Raw genomic sequence first — 22,827 nt, 5'->3', positions numbered from 1 at the left:
CCATGGTTCCTCCCAAGCAGTCCAACACCATCGATTTCGATGCTGCCAAGCTCCAGCGCGCAGCCAGCCAGGACACCCGCACCCTCTCGCGGCGTCCGCTGGACCTGCTGGAATTGCGCCAGCAGCTGAACCTGCAATTGCAGGTGAGCCTGGAGGCCGAGCGCATCCTGGCGGTGTTTTTCCGCGAGATCCAGCAGATGCTGCCGGTGGAATACATGGCCTACTACCACGCCGGCGCCGACCTGCGCCTGGAGTTCGGCGAAGCGGCCCGGCACAGCGCCGACTACCGCCTGACCCACGCCAGCGAATACCTCGGCGAGATCAGCTTCCGCCGCGCCCGGCGCTTCTCCGAGGTCGAGCTGTCGCAGCTGGAATCGCTGATGGCCTGCCTGCTCTACCCGCTGCGCAACGCCCTGCTCTACCGCGCCGCCGTGCAGTCGGCGCTGCGTGATGCGCTGACCGGCACTGGCAACCGCATCGCCATGGACCAGACCCTGGGCCGCGAGGTCGAGGTAGCCCGGCGGCATCTGCTGCCGCTGTCGATCCTCATGCTCGACCTGGACCACTTCAAGCAGATCAACGACGAGCACGGCCACAGTGTCGGCGACGACGCCTTGCGCGCCGTGGCCACGGCGCTGAAGAACAGCCTGCGCAACGTCGACATGGTGTTCCGCTTCGGCGGCGAGGAATTCCTCGTACTGCTCTCCAACACCCCCGGCATCTCCGCCGTGCAGGTGGGCGAACGGCTTCGCGCTGCCGTGGAGGAGCTGAACCTGGCCGCCAACGGCAAGCGCTTGCCGCTGTCCATCAGCCTGGGCTGCGCGACGCTCAATGGTGGCGAGTCGGTGGACGACCTGCTGCGCCGCGCCGACAGCGCCCTTTACGAAGCCAAGCGCGACGGCCGCAACCGCCTGGCCTGCGCCAGTTGACTAGCGAGAGCCCCCTGTAGGAGCGAGCTTGCTCGCGAACGGATTTCCCGGCAGCTCTGGCGTCAAGCGGGTTCGCGAGCAAGCTCGCTCCTACCAGGGATTCCCGGCAAATCGCAGGCAAGAAAAAGGGCTCCGAGGAGCCCTTTTCCATTTACCGCTGACGCTTAGCGCTTGAAGCCCGGACGCATGCCGTCGCCGGCAGCCTGCGGACGACGCTTGGCGATCGGCTTGCGCGCGACCGGCTTGCTGCCGGGACGCTCGGCCAGCGGGGCGCCTTTTTCACGCGCCGGACGGTCGCTCGGAGCCTTGCGCGGCGCACGGTTCTCACCGGCATCGCTACGCGGGCCACGGGCAGGACGATCACCACCGGCATCACGCGGCTTGCGCGGGGCGCGGCTGTCGGCCGAATCGCCACGCGGGCCACGGGCCGGGCGGTCGCCGGCATCACGCGGAGCGCGAGCGGGACGATCACCACCGGCGTCACGCGGCTTGCGCGGGGCACGGCTGTCAGCGGAATCGCTGCGCGGGCCACGGGCCGGACGATCACCGGCATCACGTGGAGCGCGAGCGGGACGGTCAGCGCTGTCGCGCGGCGCGCGAGCCGGACGCTCGTCGCCATCACGCGAAGCACGAGCCGGACGCTCGCCAGCCGCCGGGCGCGGAGCACGCTGCGGACGCTCGCCTTCGGCGCGCTCGGTGCGGGTGCGCGAACCACGGCCCGGACGCTCGCTGGGCGCGAGCTTCTTGCCGAGCTTGCGCTCCTGGCGCTCGACCTTTTCCTTGGTCTTGGTGGAAACGGCGGGCAGGGCGACCGGGGTCAGGCCGACTTCCTCGCTGAGGATATCCAGCTCGCGCTGGCCCATTTCGCGGTAGCGGCCCATGGTCAGTTCGGAGGTCAGGAACACCGGGCCGAAGCGTACGCGCTTCAGGCGGCTGACGATCACGCCCTGGGATTCCCACAGGCGGCGAACTTCGCGGTTGCGGCCTTCCATCACCACCACGTGGTACCAGTGGTTGAAGCCTTCGCCGCCGGGCGCTTCCTGGATGTCGCTGAACTTGGCGGGGCCGTCTTCGAGCATCACGCCGGCTTTCAGGCGTTCGATCATCTCTTCGTCGACTTCGCCGCGTACGCGCACGGCGTACTCGCGGTCCATCTCGTAGGACGGGTGCATCAGGCGGTTGGCCAGCTCACCGTCGGTGGTGAACATCAGCAGGCCGGTGGTATTGATGTCCAGGCGGCCGACGTTGATCCAGCGGCCGCTGCGCAGGCGCGGCAAGCGGTCGAACACGGTCGGACGGCCTTCCGGATCGTCGCGGGTGCAGACTTCGCCCTCGGGCTTGTTGTAGATCAGGACGCGGCGCACATGCTCTTCGATCTTCTCGCGCTTGAGCAGGCGGTCATCGACGGCGATGGCATCGCGGTCGCCCACGCGCTGGCCAAGGGTGGCGACGGCGCCATTGACCTTGACCCGGCCTTCCTCGATCCAGGCCTCGACGTCGCGGCGCGAGCCCACGCCCATGCGGGCCAGGACCTTCTGCAGCTTTTCGCCTTCCGGAGCGGGGGTCAGTTCGGTGTTTTCGTGCTGGTCGTTCATCTCGGCACCTCCCGGTGTGTCGTGCAACGAAGAAAAAGGTCGCGCATCATACGCGCTTGTGCGCGGCAAAGCACCGCCCGCAGTCGGGAAAGACTAGTCGACTTACAGGGAGAACGAAGCCATGCAGCACGAAGACGACTTCACCGGCGCCAAGCTCGCGCTGTTCCACGCCGGCCAACTGGTGGTCTACAAGCGCGACGACAAGCCCGGCATCCCCTACCCCGGCTGCTGGGACTTCCCCGGTGGCGGCCGCGAAGCCGGCGAAACGCCGGCGCAATGCGCGCTGCGCGAGCTGGAGGAAGAATTTTCCCTGCGCCTGGACGAACAACGCATCGAATGGCAACGCCGCTACCCTGCTACGCACGGCCCGGCACCCTGGGCCTGGTTCCTGGTGGCGCGGCTGCAGCCGGCGGAGTTCGAGGCCATCCGTTTCGGCGATGAAGGCCAGTACTGGCGCCTGATGCGCGTCAGCGAATACCTCGCCGAGGAACAGGCGGTGGATTACCTGCAGGAACGCCTGCGGCATTTCCTCGCAGGACGCATGGACATCGCCTGAATCCGCGCGCCGGGTCGCTGATACGCATTTGAGCGGCCCATCTGAATCTGTTTCCCCCGCCCGCATTTTCCTAGATTGCCCGCTCACCGGAGCGCCCTGGTTTTCCTCCAGCGGTGCGCCCGGACGTTCTGTCACAAGCGGGAATCCAGCATGAACACGAGAAGCACGGAGCAGGCGTACAACTACAAGGTGGTTCGCCAATTCGCCATCATGACGGTGGTCTGGGGCGTCGTCGGCATGGCCATGGGGGTACTGATCGCCTCCCAACTGGTCTGGCCGCAACTGAACCTGGACCTGCCGTGGACCAGTTTCGGGCGCCTGCGCCCGCTGCACACCAGCCTGGTGATCTTCGCCTTCGGCGGTTGCGCGCTGTTCGCCACCAGTTACTACACGGTGCAGCGCACCTGCCAGACGCGGCTGTTTTCCGACAGCCTCGCGGCCTTCACCTTCTGGGGCTGGCAGGCGCTGATCGTGGTGATGATGATCAGCCTGCCGCTGGGCTACACGACCACCAAGGAATACGCCGAGATCGAGTTCACCGGCGCCGTATGGATGGCCATCGTCTGGGTCGCCTACGCCGTGGTGTTCTTCGGCACGCTGATGAAGCGCAAGACGCCGCACATCTATGTGGGCAACTGGTTCTTCGCCGCCTTCATCCTGGTCACGGCGATGCTGCACATCGTCAACCACCTGGCCATTCCGGTGGACTGGTTCAAGTCCTACCCGGTGTACTCGGGCGCCACCGATGCCATGGTGCAGTGGTGGTACGGACACAACGCCGTGGGCTTCTTCCTCACCACCGGCTTCCTCGGGATGATGTACTACTTCGTGCCCAAGCAGGCCGGGCGCCCGGTGTATTCCTACCGGCTGTCCATCGTCCACTTCTGGGCGCTGATCACCCTGTACATCTGGGCCGGCCCGCACCACCTGCACTACACCGCCCTGCCCGACTGGGCGCAATCCCTCGGCATGGTGATGTCGCTGATCCTCCTGGCGCCCAGCTGGGGCGGGATGATCAACGGCATGATGACCCTCTCCGGCGCCTGGCATAAGTTGCGCACCGACCCGATCCTGCGCTTCCTCGTGGTCTCCCTGGCGTTCTACGGCATGTCGACCTTCGAGGGCCCCATGATGGCGATCAAGACCGTCAACGCCCTGTCCCACTACACTGACTGGACCATCGGCCACGTCCATGCCGGCGCGCTGGGCTGGGTGGCGATGATTTCCATCGGCTCGCTCTATCACCTGATTCCCAAGGTCTTCGGTCGCGAACAGATGCACAGCATCGGTCTGATCAACGCTCACTTCTGGCTGGCCACCATCGGCACAGTCCTCTACATCGCCTCGATGTGGGTCAACGGCATCACCCAGGGCCTGATGTGGCGGGCGGTGAACGCCGACGGCACGCTCACCTATTCCTTCGTCGAAGCACTGCAGGCCAGCCACCCCGGTTTTGTGGTGCGCATGACCGGCGGGCTGATGTTCCTCAGCGGCATGCTGCTGATGGCCTGGAATACCTGGGCTACCGTGCGCCAGGCGCGCCCCGAGGCGATGCGCGTCGCCGAGCGGATGGCCTGAGATGACGCTCTGGCTGGGGCTGTGCGGCCTGCTGGCGCTGTACTTCGGCGTCGGCTGGTGCCTGCGGGCGCACCGCGAGCGCGGCATCGAAGAGGCGAGCATGCTGCCCTTCGCCGATGACGAGGAAGCCGCCCAGCGCATGGAGAACGCCACGGGACGCAGCCGCACCGGCTGCGCCTGCCCCGGTCGCTGCAAGGGTGACTGCGAGCACTGGCGTGACTGGCAGCCCTAGCGCGCCACTTTTCGGGCATGCCTGCGACAGAGCGCCACATCACCTCCATCAATTTTCATTAGCAAGCACATCAATTTCCCGGCGGCGGTCCCGAGGAGGAATATCACTCCCGTGCCCCGCCACCTGATGGACGCCTGAAGCATCGTCCCCTGTCCTGTCTGGACCCCAGGACAGACATCATCGATGCCAGCGCTCCCCGGTGGGGCTTTCAAACCCATTCAAGGGCCACAGGCCCTTCACCGAGGAAATAAAGAATGAAGCTTGCCTCTGTCGTGTCGGCTGTCATCTCCAGCCTCGCCCCGATGGCTTTTGCCCAGGACGCAATCAAGAACCCCGGCGCCGAGCTGCCGGTTACCGAATACCACTACGGCATGTCCCTGGACGTCGACAAGGTTCTGCACCGCACCGACAACTCCGGCAAGGTCGGCATCGTGCCGGCGTACATGGTCTACCAGGATCACGAAGGCCAGACCCACAAGGTGCGCTTCCTCGAATGGGGCGGCAGCACCAGCCAGGGCTGAGCCTCACCGCACATCGTCCTCCGGCCGTCTTGGCCAAACCCCGCGAGCCAGTGGTGGCGGTCGGGGGGCGATCCTGATTCAACCTGCAGGAATGACCGTGCCCTCCAATCGAGCCAGGCCAAAGCGCCGGATTGAAGCGGTTCGCGAGCAAGCTCGCTCCTACAGGTCAGCGCGGCATGCTCTTTGTAGGAGCGAGCTTGCTCGTGGTCCCGCGCCAACGAAAAAGCGCGCCGATTGGCGCGCTTTTTCATACAGGGGCGGATCAGATTTCCACCTGTGTCCCCAGCTCGATCACCCGGTTCAGCGGCAGGTTGAAGTAACGCAGGTTGCCGTTGGCGTTCTTCAGCAGGAAGGCGAACAGCGCCTCGCGCCAGCGCGCCATGCCGATCAGCTTGGACGGGATCACCGTCTCGCGGCTGAGGAAGTAGGTGGTGCGCATCGGGCTGAAGTCCAGCTCGTTGAGGTGACACAGCTTGAGCGCCTGCGGGATGTCCGGGTCTTCCATGAAGCCGAAGTGCAGCACCACGCGGAAGAAGCCCTCGCCGTAGGCATCCACCTCGAAGCGACGGTCCTGGGTCACCCGCGGGCTGTCTTCGTTGACCACGGTTAGCAGCACGACCTGCTCATGCAGCACCTGGTTGTGCAGCAGGTTGTGCAACAGCGCATGGGGCACGGCGTCGGTGCGGGCGGTGAGGAACACCGCAGTGCCCTGCACGCGATGCGGCGGCTGCGAGCGGATGCTGGAAATGAACAGCGGCAGCGGCAGCGAGCCTTCGTCCAGGCGATCCACCAGCAGTTGGCGACCACGCTTCCAGGTGGTCATCAGGATGAACAGACCCATACCGGCGATCACCGGGAAAGCACCACCCTGGACGACCTTGGGCAGGTTCGCCGTAAAGAACAGGGTGTCCACGAACAGCATCATCAGGAAGAACGGAATCGCCAGCCACAGCGGCCACTTCCACATCAGCCAGATCACCACGCCCATCAGCAGCGTGGTCATCAGCATGGTGCCGGTCACCGCCACGCCGTAAGCCGAGGCCAGCGCGGCGGAAGACTCGAAGCCCAGCACCAGCAGCACCACACCGACCATCAGCGCCCAGTTCACCATGCCGATGTAGATCTGCCCCTGCTCATGGCTGGAGGTGTGCTGGATCACCATGCGCGGCACGTAGCCGAGCTGGATAGCCTGGCGGGTCAGCGAGAAGGCACCGGAAATCACCGCCTGGGACGCGATCACCGTGGCCGCGGTGGACAGCGCCACCATCGGCACCAGTGCCCAGCCCGGAGCGGTCAGGTAGAAGGGATTGCGCGCGGCTTCCGGGTTGACCAGGATGGTCGCGCCCTGGCCGAAGTAGTTCAGCACCAGCGCCGGCAGCACCAGGGCGAACCAGGCGCGGGCAATGGGCTTGCGGCCGAAGTGGCCCATGTCGGCGTACAGCGCTTCGGCGCCGGTCAGCGCCAGCACGGTGGCGCCGAGGATGGCCACGCCGATGCCCGGATGCGAGACGAAGAAATTGACGGCCCAGGCCGGGTTCATCGCCTTCAGCACTTCCGGCTGACGCGACACGCCATAGGCGCCCAGCGCCGCCAGCGCCACGAACCAGGCCACCATCACCGGGCCGAAGAGAATGCCGATGCGCGCGGTGCCGTGTTTCTGGATGAGGAACAGGCCGACCAGCACGATCAGCGACAGCGGCACCACCCAGTGCTCCAGGCCGTCGAAAGCGATCTCCAGGCCCTCGATGGCCGAGAGGACCGAAATCGCCGGGGTGATCATGCTGTCGCCGTAGAAAAGTGCCGCGCCGATCAGGCCGGCAATCACCACCATCGCCTGCAGGCGGCGGCGCCCGGTGGCCGCACGGCGGGCCAGCGCGGAAAGCGCCATCACCCCGCCCTCGCCCTGGTTGTCGGCGCGCAGGACGAAGATCACGTACTTGATCGACACCACCCAGATCAGCGACCAGAAGATCAGCGACAGCACGCCGAGCACGCCGTCGTGGTTGGCCTGTACGCCATAACCGCCGACGAAGACTTCCTTGAGGGTGTACAGCGGGCTGGTGCCGATATCGCCGTAGCAGACGCCCACGGCGCCGACCATCAGGCCGACGGCGGAGCTGGAATGGGGCTGCTCATGCTCAACGGTGCCGGCGCTTGCATCGGACATGTAACAAAATTCCTCAAAAAAATTCGGCGCATCCTGCTCCGACCTTTTCGTCGATGCAAGAGCCGGGTTCGAAGGTTCTGATTGACTATAGAGCCTGTTGCCCGGAATTACCGGGCAGACGGGGCTGTCAGGCGGCGTGCGACAGCTTGTCCCAGAGAGGCTGGTCAAGTGCGCGGGACGCCGCTAGAATTGCGCACTTTTTGATCAGAGGCGCCGCCAGCGCGCCCTTCGAGGTTAGCCGCACATGTCCACCGCCACACCCAAAGTCGGATTCGTCTCGCTCGGATGCCCGAAAGCGACTGTCGACTCCGAACGCATCCTCACCCAACTGCGCATGGAAGGGTACGAAATCGTCCCCACCTACCAGGACGCGGACGTGGTGGTGGTGAACACCTGCGGTTTCATCGACAGCGCCAAGGCCGAATCCCTGGACGCCATCGGCGAAGCCATCGCCGAGAACGGCAAGGTGATCGTCACCGGCTGCATGGGCGTCGCCGAAGACAGCATCCGTGACGTGCACCCCAGCGTGCTGGCCGTGACCGGCCCGCAGCAGTACGAGCAGGTGGTCAATGCCGTCCACGAGGTGATCCCGCCCAAGGCCGAGCACAACCCGCTGATCGACCTGGTGCCGCCACAGGGCATCAAGCTGACCCCGCGTCACTACGCCTACCTGAAGATTTCCGAAGGCTGCAACCACAGCTGCAGCTTCTGCATCATCCCGTCCATGCGCGGCAAGCTGGTCAGCCGCCCGGTGGGTGACGTGCTCAGCGAAGCCCAGCGCCTGGTCAAGGCCGGCGTGAAGGAGCTGCTGGTCATCTCCCAGGACACCAGCGCCTACGGCGTCGACCTGAAGTACAAGATGGACTTCTGGGACGGCCAGCCGGTGAAGACCCGCATGCTGGAGCTGTGCCAGGCGCTCTCCTCCATGGGCGTGTGGGTACGCCTGCACTACGTCTACCCGTACCCCAACGTCGACGACGTGATCCCGCTGATGGCCGAGGGCAAGCTGCTGCCCTACCTGGACATCCCCTTCCAGCACGCCAGCCCGAAAGTGCTCAAGTCCATGAAGCGCCCCGCCTTCGAGGACAAGACCCTGGCGCGCATCAAGAAGTGGCGCGAGATCTGCCCCGAGCTGACCATCCGCTCGACCTTCATCGTCGGCTTCCCCGGCGAGACCGAGGAAGACTTCCAGTACCTGCTGGACTGGCTGACCGAAGCCCAGCTCGACCGCGTCGGTTGCTTCCAGTACTCCCCGGTGGAAGGCGCCCCGGCCAATGACCTGGGCCTGGAAATCGTCCCCGATGACGTCAAGCAGGACCGTTGGGAGCGCTTCATGGCGCACCAGCAGGCGATCTCCGCTGCCCGTCTGCAGCTGAAGATCGGCAAGGAAATCGACGTGCTGATCGACGAAGTGGACGATGAAGGCGCGGTCGGCCGTTCCTTCGCCGACGCCCCGGAAATCGACGGCGCCGTGTACATCGACAGCTTCGATGTGAAGCCGGGCGACAAGGTGCGCGTACGCATCACCGACGCCGACGAGTACGACCTCTGGGCCGAACTGGTCTGATCCGCAAAAGCCCCGCTGATGCGGGGCTTTTCATTTCTGCTATTGGAAAGCCCATGACCAACAACGACGTACTGCGCAGCCTGCGCTACCTGCTGGACATCCGCGATGCGCAGGTCGCCGAGATCACCGCGCTGGCCGGCTTCAACGTCAGTGCCGAGGAAATCGGTGCCTTCCTCGCCCGCGACGACGAGCCGGACTTCAAGCCGTGCAGCGACCGCGTGCTGGCGCACTTCCTCGACGGCCTGATCGTGCATCGCCGTGGCCGCGACGAATCGCGCCCGCTGCCGCCGGTGGAACTGCCGCTGACCAACAACATCACCCTGAAGAAGCTGCGCGTCGCCTTCGAGCTGCGCGATGACGACATCCTGGCGATCCTCGACAGCGTCAGCTTCATCGTCACCAAGACGGAACTGGGCGCGCTGTTCCGCAAGCCCGGCCACAACAACTACCGCCCCTGCGGCGACCAGTTGCTGCGCAACTTCCTCAAGGGCCTGACCCAGCGCCAGCAGCGCTGAGATCGACATGCTCTATCGCCTGGCCGCCGACGTCGTTGTCCTGTTCCATCTGGGCTTCATCCTCTTCGTGCTGCTCGGCGGCCTGCTGGTGCTGCGCTGGCCACGCCTGGCGTGGTTGCACCTGCCGGCGGCGGCCTGGGGCATGGCGGTGGAGTTCTTCCACCTCTATTGCCCACTCACGCCGCTGGAGAATCACTTCCGCGCCCTGGCCGGCGACCACGGCTACAGCGGCGGCTTCATCGAGCACTACCTGATCCCGCTGATCTACCCCGCCGGCCTGACCGAGGCGACCCAGGTCGTCCTCGGCCTCATCGTGGCCACAGTCAATCTGCCGCCTTACCTGGTTCTGTTGCGCCGGGCGTTGCGTTCGCGCTGAGCGGCTTACCCATTGGCAGGTAGGCCAGGCTGGCCTCCTTGTTCTTCGCATGGCCCAGGCGCTGGCCATTGTTGAGCCTCGACTCGATCAGCCGGTGATCCGCCGTCAGCCAGCTCAGCGGCTTCTCGCCTTCGTGCGTCACCTGGGAAATGATCAGGGTGCGCGCCGGGTCCCAGTCCTCGCCGGTACGCTGGCGCAGCCAGGCGAACAACGCGGCGCTGTCGCCCTGCGGATAATCGGAATGGACATAGAGGAAGGGATGGGCCTGCCGTTCGCCGTGCTTCTGCAGATAGATCGGCAGGCGCGCATCGTCATCGCCGAGAATCAGCACCCGCCACTGCGACCAGGGCGCGGTCTGCTCTGCCGCAGCGCGCACCTCCTTGGCGAACAGCGGAATCCCGCCGCCGCCGTTGCTCCAGGGATAGGCCACGCCCACCACCAGCAACATCAGCACGGCACCCGCGCCTACTGCTCGGGGCCATCCACGGCCCAAGCCGACCAGCCCGCGCTCATGTCGCCACTCGACCACCCACCAGGCCGCCAGCAACTGGGCGAACGGCACCAGCGGCAGCACGTAGTAGCTGCGCCGGCCGCCGCTGGCGGTGAAGAACGCGAACAGCAGCACCAGCGCCCAGACCAGCCAGCGCGCGTTGGGCTCCAGTTGCTTCCAGCGGCGCGCGGCGTACCACAGGCCGAGTATCCACAACGGCGCCCAGGGCAGCGTGTAGGCCGGCAGGTAAAGCAGGTAGGTATAGATCGGCCCCTCGTGGTCGAAGGGCTGGAAGAAACGCACCACGTTCTCGCGGAATACCAGCGCAAGTCCGCTCTCGCCATAGCTGGGCTGGCCATAGAAGTGCGACAGCACGAAGGGAATCGCGTAGGCCGCAGCGGCCACCACCAGCGCCGCCAGCAACCGCAGGTTCAGATGGCGGCGCCAGCGTCCTTCGCAAAGCAGATGCGGCAGCAGCACCAGCCCCGGCAGGACGAAACCGATCAGCCCCTTGCACAACGAGGTCAGCGACAGGATCAGGAAGAAGCCCAGGTAGCTCCTGAATCGAGTGTCTTCCGGGTCACGCCAGTACCAGGCCAGAGCCGCCAGCACGCCGAACACCGTGAGCATGTCCGCCGTCGCCACCCGTGCCCAGAACAGGAAGTAGAAAGTGGTCGCCAGCAACCAGCCGGCCAGTATGCCCGTGCCCTTGCGCAGCAGGCGTTCGCCCAGCCACCAGGTGAGCCAGATGCTGCCCAGCCCGGCCAGCACGGTGCTGAGGCGCAGCGTCCAGTGGTTGAGACCGAACAGGCTGGCCGGCGCGGTGATCAGCCAGTAAGACAGCAGTGGTTTGTCGTAATACGGCGCGCCACGCAGGTAGGGATCGAAGTAGTCGCCTGACTGCAGCATCTGCAGCGAGATATCCGCCCAGCGCACTTCCGGGCCCCAGACCTCGCGCCAGCCCAACCCGAACAGCAACAGCAACGCCGAGACGCCCAGCAGCAACGCCAGCGCCTTCCGATCCTCGCTCCAACCCTGCATCACCTGGCCCCGACCACCCTAATGTGCGGCGGACACTAGGGCAGCGAAGGTTATGTGCAGGTTAAGAAAATGCAGCCGTCGCGTAATGCGCCGCCATTTCCCGATTGGATAGTGCTCGGAGCGCCCCGCTCATCCCGCTAGGGTGAGGCGAAAAACCAGCCAGGAGAGGCTCATGCACCCGTACTTTTCCCTCGCAGGCAAGACCGCACTGGTCACCGGCGGCACCCGCGGTATCGGCCGGATGATCGCCCAGGGCCTGCTCGAAGCCGGCGCCAAGGTGATCATCTGCGCCCGTGACGGCGCCGCCTGTGCCGACACCGCCGCCGAACTGTCGCAGTACGGCGAGTGCATCGGCCTGCCGGCCAACCTCGCCACCGAGGAAGGCGCCCGCGCGCTGGCCGCCGAGCTGAACGAGCGCCTGGAGCACCTCGACATCCTGGTGAACAACGCCGGCACCACCTGGGGCGCACCGCTGGAAAGCTACCCGGCCGCGGGCTGGGAGAAGGTCATGCAGCTCAACGTCACCGCCGTATTCAGCTGCATCCAGCAACTGCTGCCGCTGCTGAAGAAGGCCGGCAACGCGCAGAGCCCGGCGCGGGTGATCAACATCGGCTCGGTGGCCGGCGTCACCTCCCACGGCGAGAACGCCTATGCCTACGGCCCGAGCAAGGCCGCGCTGCACCAGCTGTCACGCATGCTCGCCCGCGAGCTGGTGGGCGACCACATCAACGTCAACGTCATCGCCCCCGGCCGCTTCCCCAGCAAGATGACCCGCCACATCGCCAACGACGAACAGGCCATGGCCGAGGACACCGCCGTCATCCCCATGCGCCGCTGGGGCCGCGAAGAAGAGATGTCCGCCCTGGCCATCAGCCTGGCGAGCGCCGCCGGCGCCTACATGACCGGCAACATCATCCCCATCGACGGCGGCTTCCACCTCGGCTGAAACCCGCTGCGGGGGGAATCGGGTACCATGGCGGCCCCTGCAACAGCCTGTGCCGCCATGTCCCACACCGTCTCGCCGATCGGCCACGTCCGCTCCTGCTTCAAGGAAAAGTTCGCCATTCCGCGCCAGCCGCAACTGGCCCCGGCCGCGACCGGCGTACTGGAGCTGCTGCCGCCGTTCGACACGGGCGATGCGGTGGCTGGCCTGGAGCAGGTCAGCCACGTCTGGCTGATCTTCCTCTTCCACCAGGCGCTGGAAGACAAGCCACGGCTGAAGGTGCGCCCGCCTCGCCTGGGCGGCAACCAGTCGATGGGCGTGTTCGCTACCCGCGCCACCCACCGGCCCAACGGCCTCGGCCAATCCGTGGTGAAACTGGAGAAGGTCCAGCCCGGTCGCCTCTGGCTGTCCGGCATCGACCTGCTGGATGGCACCCCGGTCATCGACATCAAGCCCTACGTGCCCTACGCCGACATCGTGCCGGACGCACGCAACGCCATCGCCGACGCCCCGCCCGCCCCCATCGCCGTGCACTGGAGCGGCGAAGCCCTGCGCCAGGCCCACGAGCACGGCCTGCGCCTCGGCCAGCCGGTGCGTGAACTGATCGAGCAATGCCTCGCCCAGGACCCGCGCCCGGCCTACCAGAAGCCGCCGCCCGAGCGCCGCTATGGCGTGCGCCTGTGGGACCTGGATGTGCACTGGCACTACCCCACCGACGGCGAAATCTGCGTGCTGGACGTGCAGCGCGCCGCCGACTGAAGCCTGCCTCAGTCCACCGGATTGAGGGCGATCACGTCGCTCTCGAAGCACTCCTGCTCGATGATCAGCGGCTCCACCAGCGGGCGGCTGTCGCGGAAGTGTGAGGTTTGCGTGTGCGCCTCGTAGGCCGCGTCGTCGCGGTAGATTTCGTAGAGATAAATCACGTCCGGATCGAGGCGATCCTGGGACACATCGAAGACCAGGCAGCCGGGCTCGCTGGACACGGAAGCGGCGGCATTGGCCTTGATGGCATGGAGGAAATCTTCGGCGCTGCCGGGTTTCACGCGGGTCTTGATGAACAGACTGTACACAGGGCGTTCCTTTTGTTTTAAATTTGAAAACAAATTGTATACAAAAAAGGAACCACGTCCATGTCCGATCTCCCTGCCCGCCCCGGCCGCCTCAACGGCCTGCGCCATCTCGCCCTGCTGGTGCCGAACCTGGAAGAGTGCGAGCGCTTCTATGTCGATGTGCTCGGCATGGAAGTGCTGAACCGTGCCAACGAGGACCTGGTGTACCTCACCTGCGGCAACGACAACCTCTCGCTGGGCCGCGGCTTCGGTGCCGCCAACGGGCTACAGACCCTGGATCACTATGGTTTCGTGGTGGACAGCGTGGAGGAGCTGGAAGCCTGGTACCAGTACTTCAAGGCACGTGGCGTGACGCTGCTGGACCGCCCTTTCGACCATGGCGACGGCGCGCGCAGCTTCCACCTGCTGGACCCGGCGGGGAACAAGGTGCAGCCGCTGTATCACCCCGCGGTATCCGGGCAGCGCCTCACATGAGGCACCTGTAGGAGCGAGCTTGCTCGCGAACGCGGATGCTCCGTGCCTTGCAGGTTCGCGAGCAAGCTCGCTCCTACAAAGAACTGCTGCCTGGGGCAGAAATCCAGGCATAAAAAAACGCCGCGCTCCCAAAGGAATCGCGGCGTTCTTTCAACCGAAGCGTCGGACGCTGCTTACTTCTCGACGAAGGCGCGCTCGATCAGGTAGTCGCCCGGCTCACCCATGCGCGGGGAGATCTGCAGGCCGAAGCCATTCAGCACTTCGCTGGTCTCGTCGAGCATGCTCGGGCTGCCGCAAATCATCGCGCGGTCGTCCTGCGGGTTCATCGGCGGCAGGCCGATGTCGGCGAACAGCTTGCCGCTGCGCATCAGGTCGGTCTGGCGGCCCATGCTGTGGAACTCTTCACGGGTGACCAGCGGGCAGTAGATCAGCTTCTCTTTCACCATGTCACCGAAGTACTCGTGCTCCGGCAGGACCTTGGTGATGAAGTCCGCGTAGGCCAGCTCACTGACCCAGCGTACGCCGTGGACCAGGATGACCTTCTCGAAGCGCTCGTAGACTTCCGGGTCCTGGATCACCGACAGGAACGGCGCCATGCCGGTACCGGTGCTCAGCAGGTACAGGTGCTTGCCGGGCTTGAGGTCGTCCAGCACCAGGGTGCCGGTGGGCTTGCGGCTGACCATCAGCTCGTCGCCTTCCTTCAGGTGCTGCAGACGCGAGGTCAGCGGACCGTCCGGTACCTTGATGCTGAAGAACTCCAGGTGCTCTTCGTAGTTCGGGCTGGCGATGCTGTACGCGCGCATCAGCGGACGACCGTTGACTTCCAGGCCGATCATCACGAACTGACCGGTCTTGAAGCGCAGACCCGGGTTACGGGTGGTCTTGAAGCTGAAGAGGGTGTCGTTCCAGTGGTGCACGCTGAGAACGCGCTCGGTGTACAGGTTGCTCATCAAGGACTCCTAGGAGAAACGTGGCGCACCCCAGCAGATCCCGGACGTAGCGCAATTGCGCGACATTTTATAGGCGGCGACAATATCCGCAAAATAAATTATCTGGATATTGCTAATCCAAAACGCAGATAAGGCCGCTTCGTCGCCGCGAAAGGATACCGTCAGGCTCTTCCTACGCCGGGGTGACGAAATGTCGCGCAGCCCTCTCCGGAGCCCCTCTGAATGAAGTTCACCCTGCGCCAGCTCGAAGTCTTCGTCGCCGTCGCCCAGCAGGAAAGCGTCTCCCGCGCGGCCGAAGCCCTGTCCATGTCGCAGTCGGCCACCAGCACTTCGCTGGGCGAACTGGAGCGGCAGTTCGACTGCAAATTGTTCGACCGCTCCGGCAAACGCCTGACCCTCAACGCCCTTGGCCGCCAGTTGCTGCCCCAGGCGGTGGCGCTGCTCGACCGCGGCAGCGAGATCGAGAACATGCTCAACGGCAAGAGCGCCTTCGGCTCGCTGGACCTGGGCGCCACCCTGACTATCGGCAACTACCTGGCGACCCTGCTGATCGGCACCTTCATGCAGCGCCAGCCCGACTGCCGGGTGCGCCTGCACGTGCACAACACTGCCCACGTGGTGCAGCGCGTGGCCCACTACGAACTCGACCTGGGCCTGATCGAAGGCGACTGCCAGCACCCGGACATCGAGGTGCAGCCCTGGATGGAAGATGAACTGGTGGTGTTCTGCGCGCCGCAGCACCCGCTCGCCCGTGAAGGCCACGCGAGCCTGGAGCGGCTGACAGAGGAAGCCTGGATTCTGCGGGAACAGGGCTCTGGCACGCGGCTGACCTTCGACCAGGCCATGCGTCACCACGTCGAGCCGCTGAACGTGCGGCTGGAGCTGGAGCACACCGAGGCGATCAAACGCGCGGTGGAATCGGGGCTGGGCATCGGCTGCATCTCGCGCCTGGCCCTGCGCGACGCCTTCCGCCGCGGCAGCCTGGTCCCCGTGGAAACCCCGGACCTGGACCTGCGCCGGCAGTTCTATTTCATCTGGCACCGGCAGAAATACCAGACCGCGACCATGCGCGAGTTCCTGGAACTGTGCCGCAGCGAAACCGCCGGGGTGACGCGCAGCGACGATATCGTCCTGCCGATGATTCCCTGAGTTGGGCTTTTAGTAGGAGCGAGCTTGCTCGCGAACGCTTCACGCCGGCGACAACAGTGTCAGGCGGTTCGCGAGCAAGCTCGCTCCTGCAGGCCGTCAGCCGAGCAGGATGCCCGCCCAGGTCACGGTGATGATGGTCAGCGCCACGAACTGGGCGGCGCTGCCCATGTCCTTGGCGTTCTTCGACAGCGGGTGGCGCTCCAGGGAAACCCGGTCCACCACCGCCTCGATGGCGGAGTTGAGCAACTCGACGATCAGCGCCAGCAGGCACACGGCGATCATCAGCGCGCGCTCGCCACGGGTCACATCGCAGAAGAACGACAGCGGGATCAGGATGACGTTGATCAGCACCAGCTGGCGGAAGGCCGCTTCACCCTTGAAGGCGGCGGCGAAGCCGGCCAGGGAGTAGCCGGCGGCGTTGAAGATGCGTTTCAGGCCGGTCTGGCCCTTGAAGGGGGAGGCGGACACGTGTGGTTCTCACAGGCAAAGGTCGCGGCACTCTATACCAGCGATCGTCAAAAAGGGGTCAAGGCCATTACAGAATGTGACGGCCCCGGAGCCGGGATGTGACAGGCCTCAGGCCCCCGGCACCGATTCCATCTGCGCCAGCAACAGCGCCGCCTGGGTACGGGTGCGCACATTCAGCTTGCGGAAGATCGCGGTCACGTGGGCCTTCACCGTGGCTTCGGAAACGCTCAGTTCGAAGGCGATCTGCTTGTTCAGCAGGCCTTCGCAGACCATGGTCAGCACACGGAACTGCTGCGGAGTGAGGCTGGCCAGACCGGCGCTGGCGGCGCGCACGTCGTCACTCATCTCGGTCACGGCGTCCACCTGCGGCGGCCACCAGACATCACCGTCGAGCACCGCACGCACGGCTTGCTGCAGTACGCTCAACTCGCTGGACTTGGGAATGAAACCGCTGGCGCCGAACTCGCGGGAGCGCTGCACCACGGCGGCGTCTTCCTGGGCCGAGACCATCACCACCGGAATCTGCGGGTACTGCCCGCGCAGCAGCACCAGGCCGGAGAAGCCGTAGGCGCCGGGCATGTTCAGGTCCAGCAGCACGAGGTCCCAGTCGGCCTTCTCGTTCAGGCGCGTCTCCAGCTCCGCGATACTCGCCGCCTCCGACAGCCGCGCCTCGGGACCGAGACCGATGGTCAGGGCCTGGTGCAGGGCACTGCGGAACAGCGGGTGATCGTCAGCGATCAGGATCTCGTAGGAAGCCATGAATTTTCCTTGAAGGCCGCGCCGAAGTCCCGCCGTGGATAACAGCCAGACTTGCGCACGAAAGGTCGGAGCACGGATAGAGCACTACTTGTCACATTGTACGCAAAGACCACCCCCGGTGTCCGCCGCGAATACATCGCCGCCGGTACTTACACCGTGGCCTGAAAGCCCCTGCCACTGTACCCGCCGGGAACCCTGTCCCCTTTCCAAAGGCCCGGCGTTACGGCAGAGTTCCGCTTTTTTTCCTGCCCGTTACGAGAACAAGATGAAAAGCCACGCGCTGCGCGCCGATTTCCTGATGCTGTTCACCGCCATGATCTGGGGGGTGTCCTTCGTCGCGCAACGCCTCGGGATGGATGCCATCGGTCCCTTCCTCTATACCGGCCTGCGCTTCACCCTCGGCGCCGTGGCACTGCTGCCGCTGCTGGCCTGGTCGAGCAAGCGCGGCGCCCAGCCGTTCAACCGCGGCCTGGTCCTGGCGGGCCTGGCCATCGGTACCGCGCTGACCGTGGGGATCAACCTGCAACAGGTCGGTCTGATGTTCACCAGCGTGACTAATTCCGGCTTCATCACCGGCCTGTACGTGATCATCGTGCCGCTGCTCGGCCTGCTGATCGGCCATCGCGCCGGCATGGGCACCTGGCTGGGCTGCGCACTGGCCGTGACCGGCATGGCTATGCTGAGCATCGGCCCGGACTTCCACGTCGCCTCCGGCGACTGGCTGCAACTGACCGGCGCCTTCGTCTGGGGCGGCCACGTGCTGCTGGTGGGTCTTTTTGCCAGCCGCTACGACCCGATCCGCCTGGCCTTCCTGCAGTTCGCCACCTGCGCGGTGGTAAGCATGATCCTGGCGCTGGTGTTCGAAGAAATCCACCTTGACGCCATCATCCAGGCCGGCCCCGCGCTGCTCTACGGCGGCCTGTTCGGCGTCGCCACCGGCTTCACCCTGCAGGTCATCGCGCAGAAGCACGCCATCGCCTCCCACGCGGCGATCATCCTCTCGCTGGAAGCCGTGTTCGCCGCCATCGCCGGCGCACTGTTCCTCAACGAAACCCTGCATGTGCGCGGTTACTTCGGCTGCGCGCTGATGCTGGCCGGCATGCTGGTGGCACAGCTGTGGCCGAAGAAAGCCGAGATGAAGGCGGTCTGATCTCTACTACCCAACGGAGCGAGACTGTTCGCGAGCAAGCTCGCTCCTACAGGCTGGGGATTCGGCGGCACGAGCGCTCTTCGTAGGAGCGAGCTTGCTCGCGAACCGCACACCTCGGCGCCCGCCCTGAAAGTCAGAAACATGCATGCGATGAAGGGCCGATCTAGCGCTCGGTAAACGGTCTCAACGCCTGATGCGCCGGGCTCTGCTCGTCCAGCGGTTGCTGGCGCTTGGAGCCCAGGTAACGTTCGCTGAAAACGTCCAGGTAGGCATCCAGCGCATCGCCGGCGCGGCGGTCACCGGCCAGCCCGAGGCAAAGCGCAGCGACTTCGGCGGTGCACAGGTGCTCGTCGAACTTGGAGCGGCGCAGGCGATAGCGTGACAGCGCATCGGGGGTAATGCTCAATACCGGGAAACGGTCCAGGTAAGGGCTCTTGCGGAACATCTTGCGCGCTTCGTTCCAGGTGGCGTCGAGCAGGATGAACAGCGGACGCTTGCCGTCCTGCGGCTCCACCGTGGTGACCACGCGCTCGGGCTGGACGAACTCGCCGGGAAACACCACGTACGGCTGCCACTGCGGATCATCGAGCAGCGCCAGCAGCGCCGGGTCGACCTCGATGCGCGACCAACCGAAGGCCCAGGTCTCGGGCACGGTTTCCGCGATCAGCCAACCGGTGTTGCTGGGCTTGAGCGGCTCGGTGTCGAACATCACCAGGCACATTGCCGAGTTGGACTCGACCTGCGGCCGCAGGCTGCACATGCAGTAGTTCGGCCGCAGGCGGCAGCCGGGGCAGCGCGGCGAGCGCGAGCCGCGGGCGAAGAACGGCTTGATGCAGCGGGCCAGGCGTTCATCGCGAAGGCGGGCGACGGCGTGGCTCATGCTGCGGCCACCGGGATGAGGGAAAGCGGACGGGACATCGAAGGCTCGAACGGGACGACGGTTGCGGACTGCCGATTGTACCAGAGCCATGACCCGCCCCCTCGCACGGCCGGCTGTCGATCGGCCGGCGAAACTGCTCCCTTCCTTGACGAACTTGGCGACCCTGCGGGCCGGCCAGCGGCCTGCGGCAATCGAATCTCGGCAGGGCGGTCGTTTTCAGGGACAATAGGCGGCTGTAATGACCCGCGAACCCGGAAGGCTCGCCACGGTCGAATCGGCACCATTGTCAGGAGATGCCCATGCTGCGCCTCACCGCCCTCGCCCTCTGCCTCGTCATTCCCGTCGCGCACGCCGCGTCGAAGAAGGACTTCGAACTGACCCAGACCCTGGAAAAGGTCGCCAAGGAAAGCAGCGAAGGCACTCCCCGCGCCATCAACGAGGACATTCTCGACCAGGGCTACACCGTTGACGGCCCCCAGCTGATCAACCACCTGAGCGTACGCGCCAGCCATGCCGAGCGCATGCGCGAGAACCCCGACAGCGTGCGCAGCCAGCTGGGCGACAGCGTCTGCAGCAACACCGCCTACCGCCAGCTGCTGGCCGAAGGCGCGATCCTCACCTACAGCTTCACCGAGTACAAGACCAACGCTCCGGTCGCCACCGAGCGCTTCGACGCTGGCAGCTGCAAGATCAAGCTGAAAAAGTAAGCCGCGCCCATGCTCGACAAGGAAATGCTGCTGAAGATCGCGCGCACGCCGATGCCCTTCGGCAAGTACCAGGGTCGCATGCTGGTCGACCTGCCCGACGAGTACCTGCTGTGGTTCCACAAGAAGGGACAGTTTCCGGCCGGCGAACTGGGCCGGCTGATGCAGCTGACCCTGGAACTGAAGATCGATGGCCTCGACGACCTGATCAAAGCGCTCAAGCGCTGACGCCGCGCAACCGCCCTGCGGCGGTTGCGCCAGCGCTGGTCAGCGCAGCACGAGCGGATTTTCCTTGCCGGCCACCGCCGCCGCTTCTTCCGGCGCCAGCAAGGCGCTGCGCGGCACGTCCAGCAAGCGCGCGCAGGCCGCCAGCACGTGGGCCCAGCTGCAACGGTTGGCGAACAGCATGCCCGCCTCGTCCAGCGTACCGCCCTGGTTGCGATAGCCCAGTACCGCCGTCTTCAAGGCATCCGGCAGGATCGGCCAGAGGTGCCCGCGTGCCACTTCCGGGCGCATGTGGGTGAGCAGCACGCGGCGCTCGTACTGATCAGGGAACAGCCGCATGGCGATGGACTCATCCGTCAGCGCCTGCAACTCCCAGTTATCACGCGGCGCGCGGAAGCGCCCCGGCTCCTGCAGATAGACCAGGCGATACGGGTAACCCGCCTCCTCCAGCCGCAACGCGGCGCGGCGCATCTCGGCCAGTTGGTAGCTGCCATTGGCAATCAGCAGCAGCGGCTCGTTGCCGGGGTGTTCGTCCATCAGGATCGCGCCATCGCGGGCCAGCTGTTCTGCCTGGGCCTGGTTGAACACTGCCGGACGGTCACGCTTGGGCGCCACGATGCAGGCCAGCTGCCCGCGACTGCGGTAGATGTCCGGCAGCAGGGCCAGGTGGCTATTGTGATCAGCCGGGAATACCACCCGCACCATGTCGCTCATCTCGCCCAACAGCGCTTCGCAGAAAGTGGTGTCCTGGTGCGACTGCTGGTTCTTGCCGTTCTCCCAGGTATGCGAAGTTGCCACCAGCGGCCAGCCGAGCCAGCCCGCCGGACGCCCGGCTTCCTTCTGCTGGCGGGCGAAGATCAGTGTCTGGCGCACGGCCCCGAGCATTTTCACGCAGAAGGCTTCGTAGCTGGCCACCAGGTTCAATCCCCCCTGGTTGGCCAGACAGGCGGAAACCACCGCTTCCTCGTTGAGCGCCGTGACGATCCGGCCATCTATGGCCTCCAGATCGCTTTCCGGCTCGCACACCCGGTGCCGCAACGCCTTGAGCACGCCGCCCAGGCGGTTGCTCGCCAGCTCGTCCGGGTTGCCGACGCGAGCACGCAGGTCCGGGTTGGCGCCGCACAGATCGACATAGAAACGATCCAGCGCCGCCATGGGCGAGCATTCGTCGTTGCGGTAATGCAGCGGTGGAATCGAAGGCTCTATGGGTCGACGCACAGCCAATGGATTGTCCCGCTCCAGCACCCGGCCGCTGTGTGAAGCAGAGAACAGCCCGCAGGCCTCGGCGAGCTCTTCCGGCTCGACCCACAACGGCGCTGCATGCTGGTTGAACAGGTCGCGCGCCTCGGCGTCCACGCTGGGGTTGCCGGGCAAAGGCAGGTTGTGCGCGGCGTTACTGCCAGCACCGTAGAAGCCGTAGCCCTTGGTCGTTTCGGCAATACCATAGGGAATCGGCAGCGGATAGCGCAGGATACCGTGCTCCTTCTCGTCGACACGGTGTTGCAGGCGCTCCTCCATCTCCCAAAGGGCGCAGACGAATGCCGCCGGGTCACGCCCGTCGAAGCTCACCGGATCGAAGCCACAGCGCCGCAGGTGCAGCTTGAAACCCTCCAGCCCTTCGTGGGTGCCCAGGTCGGTGCGCTGCTCGATGCGCCGTCCGTTGGCGATCATCACCGGCAAGGCCGTACCGCAATCCTCGGCACGCCACCAGCGGGGAATCCAGTCGCTGCCACGCTGCTCCTCGGCGGCACCGTCGGAGAGGAAGGCCACCAGGGTCTCGCCCGGTAGCGGCATGTGCGCATACATCAGTTCGGCAAAACCGAGGTAGCCGCCTTCGGCAACGCCGCCGGCGGTATGCGGGTTGACGTGGCTGCCCAGCGGCGCGGCGACCTTGCCGTCCGGCTTCTGCGCGTAGCTGTAGAAATCCTGCACCAGCCGATCCAGCCCGGCCTCGCCACTTCCGTAGGCCGCGGCCTGCTCCGGATGCAGGTTTCCGGTGAGCACGTTGAGTGCGTCGATCGCCGCCACACAGTGCCCCTGGCCCATCAGCCAGCCGCGTGTCTTGCCGCTCAGGGCATTCAGGGCGAGGTAACCGGCATAGGCCGGCACCATGTTCAGCGCGCCGCCGGTATGACCTTCGGGCTGCTCCTTGAAGTCCTCGGCCTGCAAGGGTGCGCCGTCGAGGCGGACGCGCCTGGCGTAAGTCATGTGCGCCACCAGCCAGAGGCCGGCGCTGGTCAGGCGATCCAGCGCGCCAAACAGGCGGTAGACGCTGGCCAGATCAGGCTGCAGTCCGTACTGGACCAATTGATGAGCGACACGAAAGACCGCCGCCTGGGTGTGCACGCTATGCTGAAGCGGACCACGGCCTCGCAGCCAGCGGGCATATTCCGGCTCGGCTACCGCATGGGCGGCAAGCTCCTCGGGGCTTGGCAGGATCTGTGACATGTCGGCTCTCCCTTGGCTATGACGGAAAGTCTAGGTCGCC

Annotated in this window: 24 protein-coding genes; 15 read left to right on the top strand and 9 right to left on the bottom strand. The window is 65.6% G+C overall.

Annotated elements, in window-relative coordinates; translation table 11 throughout:
• Positions 1 to 2 precede the first annotated feature (2 nt).
• Positions 3 to 929 carry a GGDEF domain-containing protein gene (locus tag UB43_RS08900; protein WP_045210254.1) on the top strand — a complete coding sequence of 309 codons (927 nt, stop codon included), beginning with the start codon at positions 3 to 5 and terminating at the stop codon, positions 927 to 929.
• 164 nt (positions 930 to 1,093) lie between these two features.
• Here the strand turns inward: UB43_RS08900 and rluB are convergent, their stop codons facing one another.
• On the bottom strand, positions 1,094 to 2,524 hold the full coding sequence (gene rluB / locus UB43_RS08895) for a 23S rRNA pseudouridine(2605) synthase RluB (protein WP_045210061.1): 1,431 nt from the start codon (positions 2,522 to 2,524) through the stop codon (positions 1,094 to 1,096).
• Positions 2,525 to 2,645: 121 nt separating this feature from the next.
• Here rluB and UB43_RS08890 point away from each other — a divergent pair, with 121 nt between their 5' ends.
• From UB43_RS08890 to UB43_RS08875, 4 genes are all read left to right on the top strand, one after another.
• Complete coding sequence (locus UB43_RS08890; RefSeq protein ID WP_045210059.1) at positions 2,646 to 3,080, top strand: NUDIX hydrolase; 435 nt, start codon at positions 2,646 to 2,648, stop codon at positions 3,078 to 3,080.
• Positions 3,081 to 3,230: 150 nt separating this feature from the next.
• Positions 3,231 to 4,658 (top strand): cytochrome-c oxidase, cbb3-type subunit I, encoded by a 1,428-nt coding sequence (gene ccoN, locus UB43_RS08885; RefSeq protein WP_045210058.1) that lies wholly within the window; start codon positions 3,231 to 3,233, stop codon positions 4,656 to 4,658.
• 1 nt (position 4,659) lies between these two features.
• Positions 4,660 to 4,890: a cytochrome Cbb oxidase CcoQ gene (locus UB43_RS08880; protein ID WP_045210056.1), complete on the top strand. Its 231-nt coding sequence runs from the start codon at positions 4,660 to 4,662 to the stop codon at positions 4,888 to 4,890.
• Between the two features lie 254 nt (positions 4,891 to 5,144).
• Entirely contained in the window at positions 5,145 to 5,411 is a 267-nt protein-coding gene (locus UB43_RS08875; RefSeq protein ID WP_045210055.1) for a DUF2790 domain-containing protein, read from the top strand.
• Between the two features lie 262 nt (positions 5,412 to 5,673).
• On the opposite strand, the gene UB43_RS08870 is transcribed toward UB43_RS08875, so the two are convergent.
• Positions 5,674 to 7,578 carry a potassium transporter Kup gene (locus tag UB43_RS08870; RefSeq protein ID WP_045210054.1) on the bottom strand — a complete coding sequence of 635 codons (1,905 nt, stop codon included), beginning with the start codon at positions 7,576 to 7,578 and terminating at the stop codon, positions 5,674 to 5,676.
• A 244-nt stretch (positions 7,579 to 7,822) separates the two neighbouring features.
• On the opposite strand from UB43_RS08870, the gene rimO reads away from it, so the two are divergent.
• Genes rimO through UB43_RS08855 form a run of 3 tightly spaced genes read left to right on the top strand, consistent with a single transcriptional unit; the run spans position 7,823 to position 10,036 of the window.
• Positions 7,823 to 9,145: a 30S ribosomal protein S12 methylthiotransferase RimO gene (gene rimO / locus UB43_RS08865; RefSeq protein ID WP_045210053.1), complete on the top strand. Its 1,323-nt coding sequence runs from the start codon at positions 7,823 to 7,825 to the stop codon at positions 9,143 to 9,145.
• A 53-nt stretch (positions 9,146 to 9,198) separates the two neighbouring features.
• Positions 9,199 to 9,660 (top strand): DUF1456 family protein, encoded by a 462-nt coding sequence (locus tag UB43_RS08860; protein WP_045210051.1) that lies wholly within the window; start codon positions 9,199 to 9,201, stop codon positions 9,658 to 9,660.
• Positions 9,661 to 9,667: 7 nt separating this feature from the next.
• Positions 9,668 to 10,036, top strand: a complete 369-nt coding sequence (locus tag UB43_RS08855; protein ID WP_045210050.1) for a DUF2784 domain-containing protein — start codon at positions 9,668 to 9,670, stop codon at positions 10,034 to 10,036.
• Here the strand turns inward: UB43_RS08855 and UB43_RS08850 are convergent.
• Complete coding sequence (locus UB43_RS08850; RefSeq protein WP_045210049.1) at positions 9,984 to 11,567, bottom strand: glycosyltransferase family 39 protein; 1,584 nt, start codon at positions 11,565 to 11,567, stop codon at positions 9,984 to 9,986. The genes UB43_RS08855 and UB43_RS08850 overlap by 53 nt on opposite strands.
• A 172-nt stretch (positions 11,568 to 11,739) precedes the next feature.
• Between UB43_RS08850 and UB43_RS08845 the strand changes: the two genes are divergently transcribed.
• Both UB43_RS08845 and tsaA read left to right on the top strand, forming a co-directional pair.
• On the top strand, positions 11,740 to 12,513 hold the full coding sequence (locus tag UB43_RS08845; protein WP_045210048.1) for an SDR family oxidoreductase: 774 nt from the start codon (positions 11,740 to 11,742) through the stop codon (positions 12,511 to 12,513).
• A 57-nt stretch (positions 12,514 to 12,570) separates the two neighbouring features.
• Positions 12,571 to 13,269 (top strand): tRNA (N6-threonylcarbamoyladenosine(37)-N6)-methyltransferase TrmO, encoded by a 699-nt coding sequence (gene tsaA / locus UB43_RS08840; RefSeq protein ID WP_045210047.1) that lies wholly within the window; start codon positions 12,571 to 12,573, stop codon positions 13,267 to 13,269.
• Between the two features lie 8 nt (positions 13,270 to 13,277).
• Here the strand turns inward: tsaA and UB43_RS08835 are convergent, their stop codons facing one another.
• On the bottom strand, positions 13,278 to 13,580 hold the full coding sequence (locus UB43_RS08835) for a putative quinol monooxygenase (RefSeq protein WP_045210046.1): 303 nt from the start codon (positions 13,578 to 13,580) through the stop codon (positions 13,278 to 13,280).
• A gap of 60 nt (positions 13,581 to 13,640) precedes the next feature.
• Between UB43_RS08835 and UB43_RS08830 the strand changes: the two genes are divergently transcribed.
• Positions 13,641 to 14,054: a VOC family protein gene (locus UB43_RS08830; RefSeq protein ID WP_045210045.1), complete on the top strand. Its 414-nt coding sequence runs from the start codon at positions 13,641 to 13,643 to the stop codon at positions 14,052 to 14,054.
• Positions 14,055 to 14,227: 173 nt separating this feature from the next.
• Here the strand turns inward: UB43_RS08830 and fpr are convergent, their stop codons facing one another.
• Complete coding sequence (gene fpr, locus UB43_RS08825; RefSeq protein WP_045210043.1) at positions 14,228 to 15,004, bottom strand: ferredoxin-NADP reductase; 777 nt, start codon at positions 15,002 to 15,004, stop codon at positions 14,228 to 14,230.
• Positions 15,005 to 15,226: 222 nt separating this feature from the next.
• Here fpr and UB43_RS08820 point away from each other — a divergent pair, with 222 nt between their 5' ends.
• A complete protein-coding gene (locus tag UB43_RS08820; RefSeq protein ID WP_045210042.1) occupies positions 15,227 to 16,153 on the top strand; it encodes a LysR family transcriptional regulator in 927 nt (308 codons plus the stop codon).
• Positions 16,154 to 16,249: 96 nt separating this feature from the next.
• Here UB43_RS08820 and UB43_RS08815 read toward each other — a convergent pair whose 3' ends face one another.
• Positions 16,250 to 16,621: a diacylglycerol kinase gene (locus tag UB43_RS08815; protein WP_024765290.1), complete on the bottom strand. Its 372-nt coding sequence runs from the start codon at positions 16,619 to 16,621 to the stop codon at positions 16,250 to 16,252.
• Between the two features lie 108 nt (positions 16,622 to 16,729).
• Complete coding sequence (gene erdR / locus UB43_RS08810; RefSeq protein ID WP_024765291.1) at positions 16,730 to 17,380, bottom strand: response regulator transcription factor ErdR; 651 nt, start codon at positions 17,378 to 17,380, stop codon at positions 16,730 to 16,732.
• 265 nt (positions 17,381 to 17,645) lie between these two features.
• Here erdR and UB43_RS08805 point away from each other — a divergent pair, with 265 nt between their 5' ends.
• A complete protein-coding gene (locus UB43_RS08805) occupies positions 17,646 to 18,530 on the top strand; it encodes a DMT family transporter (protein WP_045210041.1) in 885 nt (294 codons plus the stop codon).
• 163 nt (positions 18,531 to 18,693) lie between these two features.
• Here UB43_RS08805 and UB43_RS08800 read toward each other — a convergent pair whose 3' ends face one another.
• Entirely contained in the window at positions 18,694 to 19,410 is a 717-nt protein-coding gene (locus UB43_RS08800; protein ID WP_045210040.1) for a tRNA-uridine aminocarboxypropyltransferase, read from the bottom strand.
• Between the two features lie 299 nt (positions 19,411 to 19,709).
• On the opposite strand from UB43_RS08800, the gene UB43_RS08795 reads away from it, so the two are divergent.
• A complete protein-coding gene (locus UB43_RS08795; RefSeq protein ID WP_017518004.1) occupies positions 19,710 to 20,117 on the top strand; it encodes a quorum-sensing-regulated virulence factor family protein in 408 nt (135 codons plus the stop codon).
• Positions 20,118 to 20,126: 9 nt separating this feature from the next.
• Positions 20,127 to 20,342, top strand: coding sequence for a DUF3820 family protein (locus UB43_RS08790; RefSeq protein ID WP_045210039.1), 216 nt, complete (start codon positions 20,127 to 20,129; stop codon positions 20,340 to 20,342).
• 39 nt (positions 20,343 to 20,381) lie between these two features.
• On the opposite strand, the gene UB43_RS08785 is transcribed toward UB43_RS08790, so the two are convergent.
• Positions 20,382 to 22,787, bottom strand: a complete 2,406-nt coding sequence (locus tag UB43_RS08785) for a xylulose 5-phosphate 3-epimerase (protein ID WP_045210038.1) — start codon at positions 22,785 to 22,787, stop codon at positions 20,382 to 20,384.
• Between the last annotated feature and the right edge of the window lie 40 nt (positions 22,788 to 22,827).

This window comes from Pseudomonas sp. 21 (genome assembly GCF_000955805.1).
Taxonomy (GTDB): Bacteria; Pseudomonadota; Gammaproteobacteria; order Pseudomonadales; family Pseudomonadaceae; genus Pseudomonas.
The sequence above is the reverse complement of the archived record's forward strand: the minus strand, read 5'-3'. Positions and strand labels throughout refer to the sequence as shown.

Bases quoted from the DNA above. Each gene is read 5' to 3' on its own strand.
- UB43_RS08900 (WP_045210254.1), top strand. From the start codon at position 3: ATGGTTCCTCCCAAGCAGTCCAACACCATCGATTTCGATGCTGCCAAG.
- rluB (WP_045210061.1), bottom strand. From the start codon at position 2,524: ATGAACGACCAGCACGAAAACACCGAACTGACCCCCGCTCCGGAAGGC.
- UB43_RS08890 (WP_045210059.1), top strand. From the start codon at position 2,646: ATGCAGCACGAAGACGACTTCACCGGCGCCAAGCTCGCGCTGTTCCAC.
- ccoN (WP_045210058.1), top strand. From the start codon at position 3,231: ATGAACACGAGAAGCACGGAGCAGGCGTACAACTACAAGGTGGTTCGC.
- UB43_RS08880 (WP_045210056.1), top strand. From the start codon at position 4,660: ATGACGCTCTGGCTGGGGCTGTGCGGCCTGCTGGCGCTGTACTTCGGC.
- UB43_RS08875 (WP_045210055.1), top strand. From the start codon at position 5,145: ATGAAGCTTGCCTCTGTCGTGTCGGCTGTCATCTCCAGCCTCGCCCCG.
- UB43_RS08870 (WP_045210054.1), bottom strand. From the start codon at position 7,578: ATGTCCGATGCAAGCGCCGGCACCGTTGAGCATGAGCAGCCCCATTCC.
- rimO (WP_045210053.1), top strand. From the start codon at position 7,823: ATGTCCACCGCCACACCCAAAGTCGGATTCGTCTCGCTCGGATGCCCG.
- UB43_RS08860 (WP_045210051.1), top strand. From the start codon at position 9,199: ATGACCAACAACGACGTACTGCGCAGCCTGCGCTACCTGCTGGACATC.
- UB43_RS08855 (WP_045210050.1), top strand. From the start codon at position 9,668: ATGCTCTATCGCCTGGCCGCCGACGTCGTTGTCCTGTTCCATCTGGGC.
- UB43_RS08850 (WP_045210049.1), bottom strand. From the start codon at position 11,567: ATGCAGGGTTGGAGCGAGGATCGGAAGGCGCTGGCGTTGCTGCTGGGC.
- UB43_RS08845 (WP_045210048.1), top strand. From the start codon at position 11,740: ATGCACCCGTACTTTTCCCTCGCAGGCAAGACCGCACTGGTCACCGGC.
- tsaA (WP_045210047.1), top strand. From the start codon at position 12,571: ATGTCCCACACCGTCTCGCCGATCGGCCACGTCCGCTCCTGCTTCAAG.
- UB43_RS08830 (WP_045210045.1), top strand. From the start codon at position 13,641: ATGTCCGATCTCCCTGCCCGCCCCGGCCGCCTCAACGGCCTGCGCCAT.
- fpr (WP_045210043.1), bottom strand. From the start codon at position 15,004: ATGAGCAACCTGTACACCGAGCGCGTTCTCAGCGTGCACCACTGGAAC.
- UB43_RS08820 (WP_045210042.1), top strand. From the start codon at position 15,227: ATGAAGTTCACCCTGCGCCAGCTCGAAGTCTTCGTCGCCGTCGCCCAG.
- erdR (WP_024765291.1), bottom strand. From the start codon at position 17,380: ATGGCTTCCTACGAGATCCTGATCGCTGACGATCACCCGCTGTTCCGC.
- UB43_RS08805 (WP_045210041.1), top strand. From the start codon at position 17,646: ATGAAAAGCCACGCGCTGCGCGCCGATTTCCTGATGCTGTTCACCGCC.
- UB43_RS08800 (WP_045210040.1), bottom strand. From the start codon at position 19,410: ATGAGCCACGCCGTCGCCCGCCTTCGCGATGAACGCCTGGCCCGCTGC.
- UB43_RS08795 (WP_017518004.1), top strand. From the start codon at position 19,710: ATGCTGCGCCTCACCGCCCTCGCCCTCTGCCTCGTCATTCCCGTCGCG.
- UB43_RS08790 (WP_045210039.1), top strand. From the start codon at position 20,127: ATGCTCGACAAGGAAATGCTGCTGAAGATCGCGCGCACGCCGATGCCC.
- UB43_RS08785 (WP_045210038.1), bottom strand. From the start codon at position 22,787: ATGTCACAGATCCTGCCAAGCCCCGAGGAGCTTGCCGCCCATGCGGTA.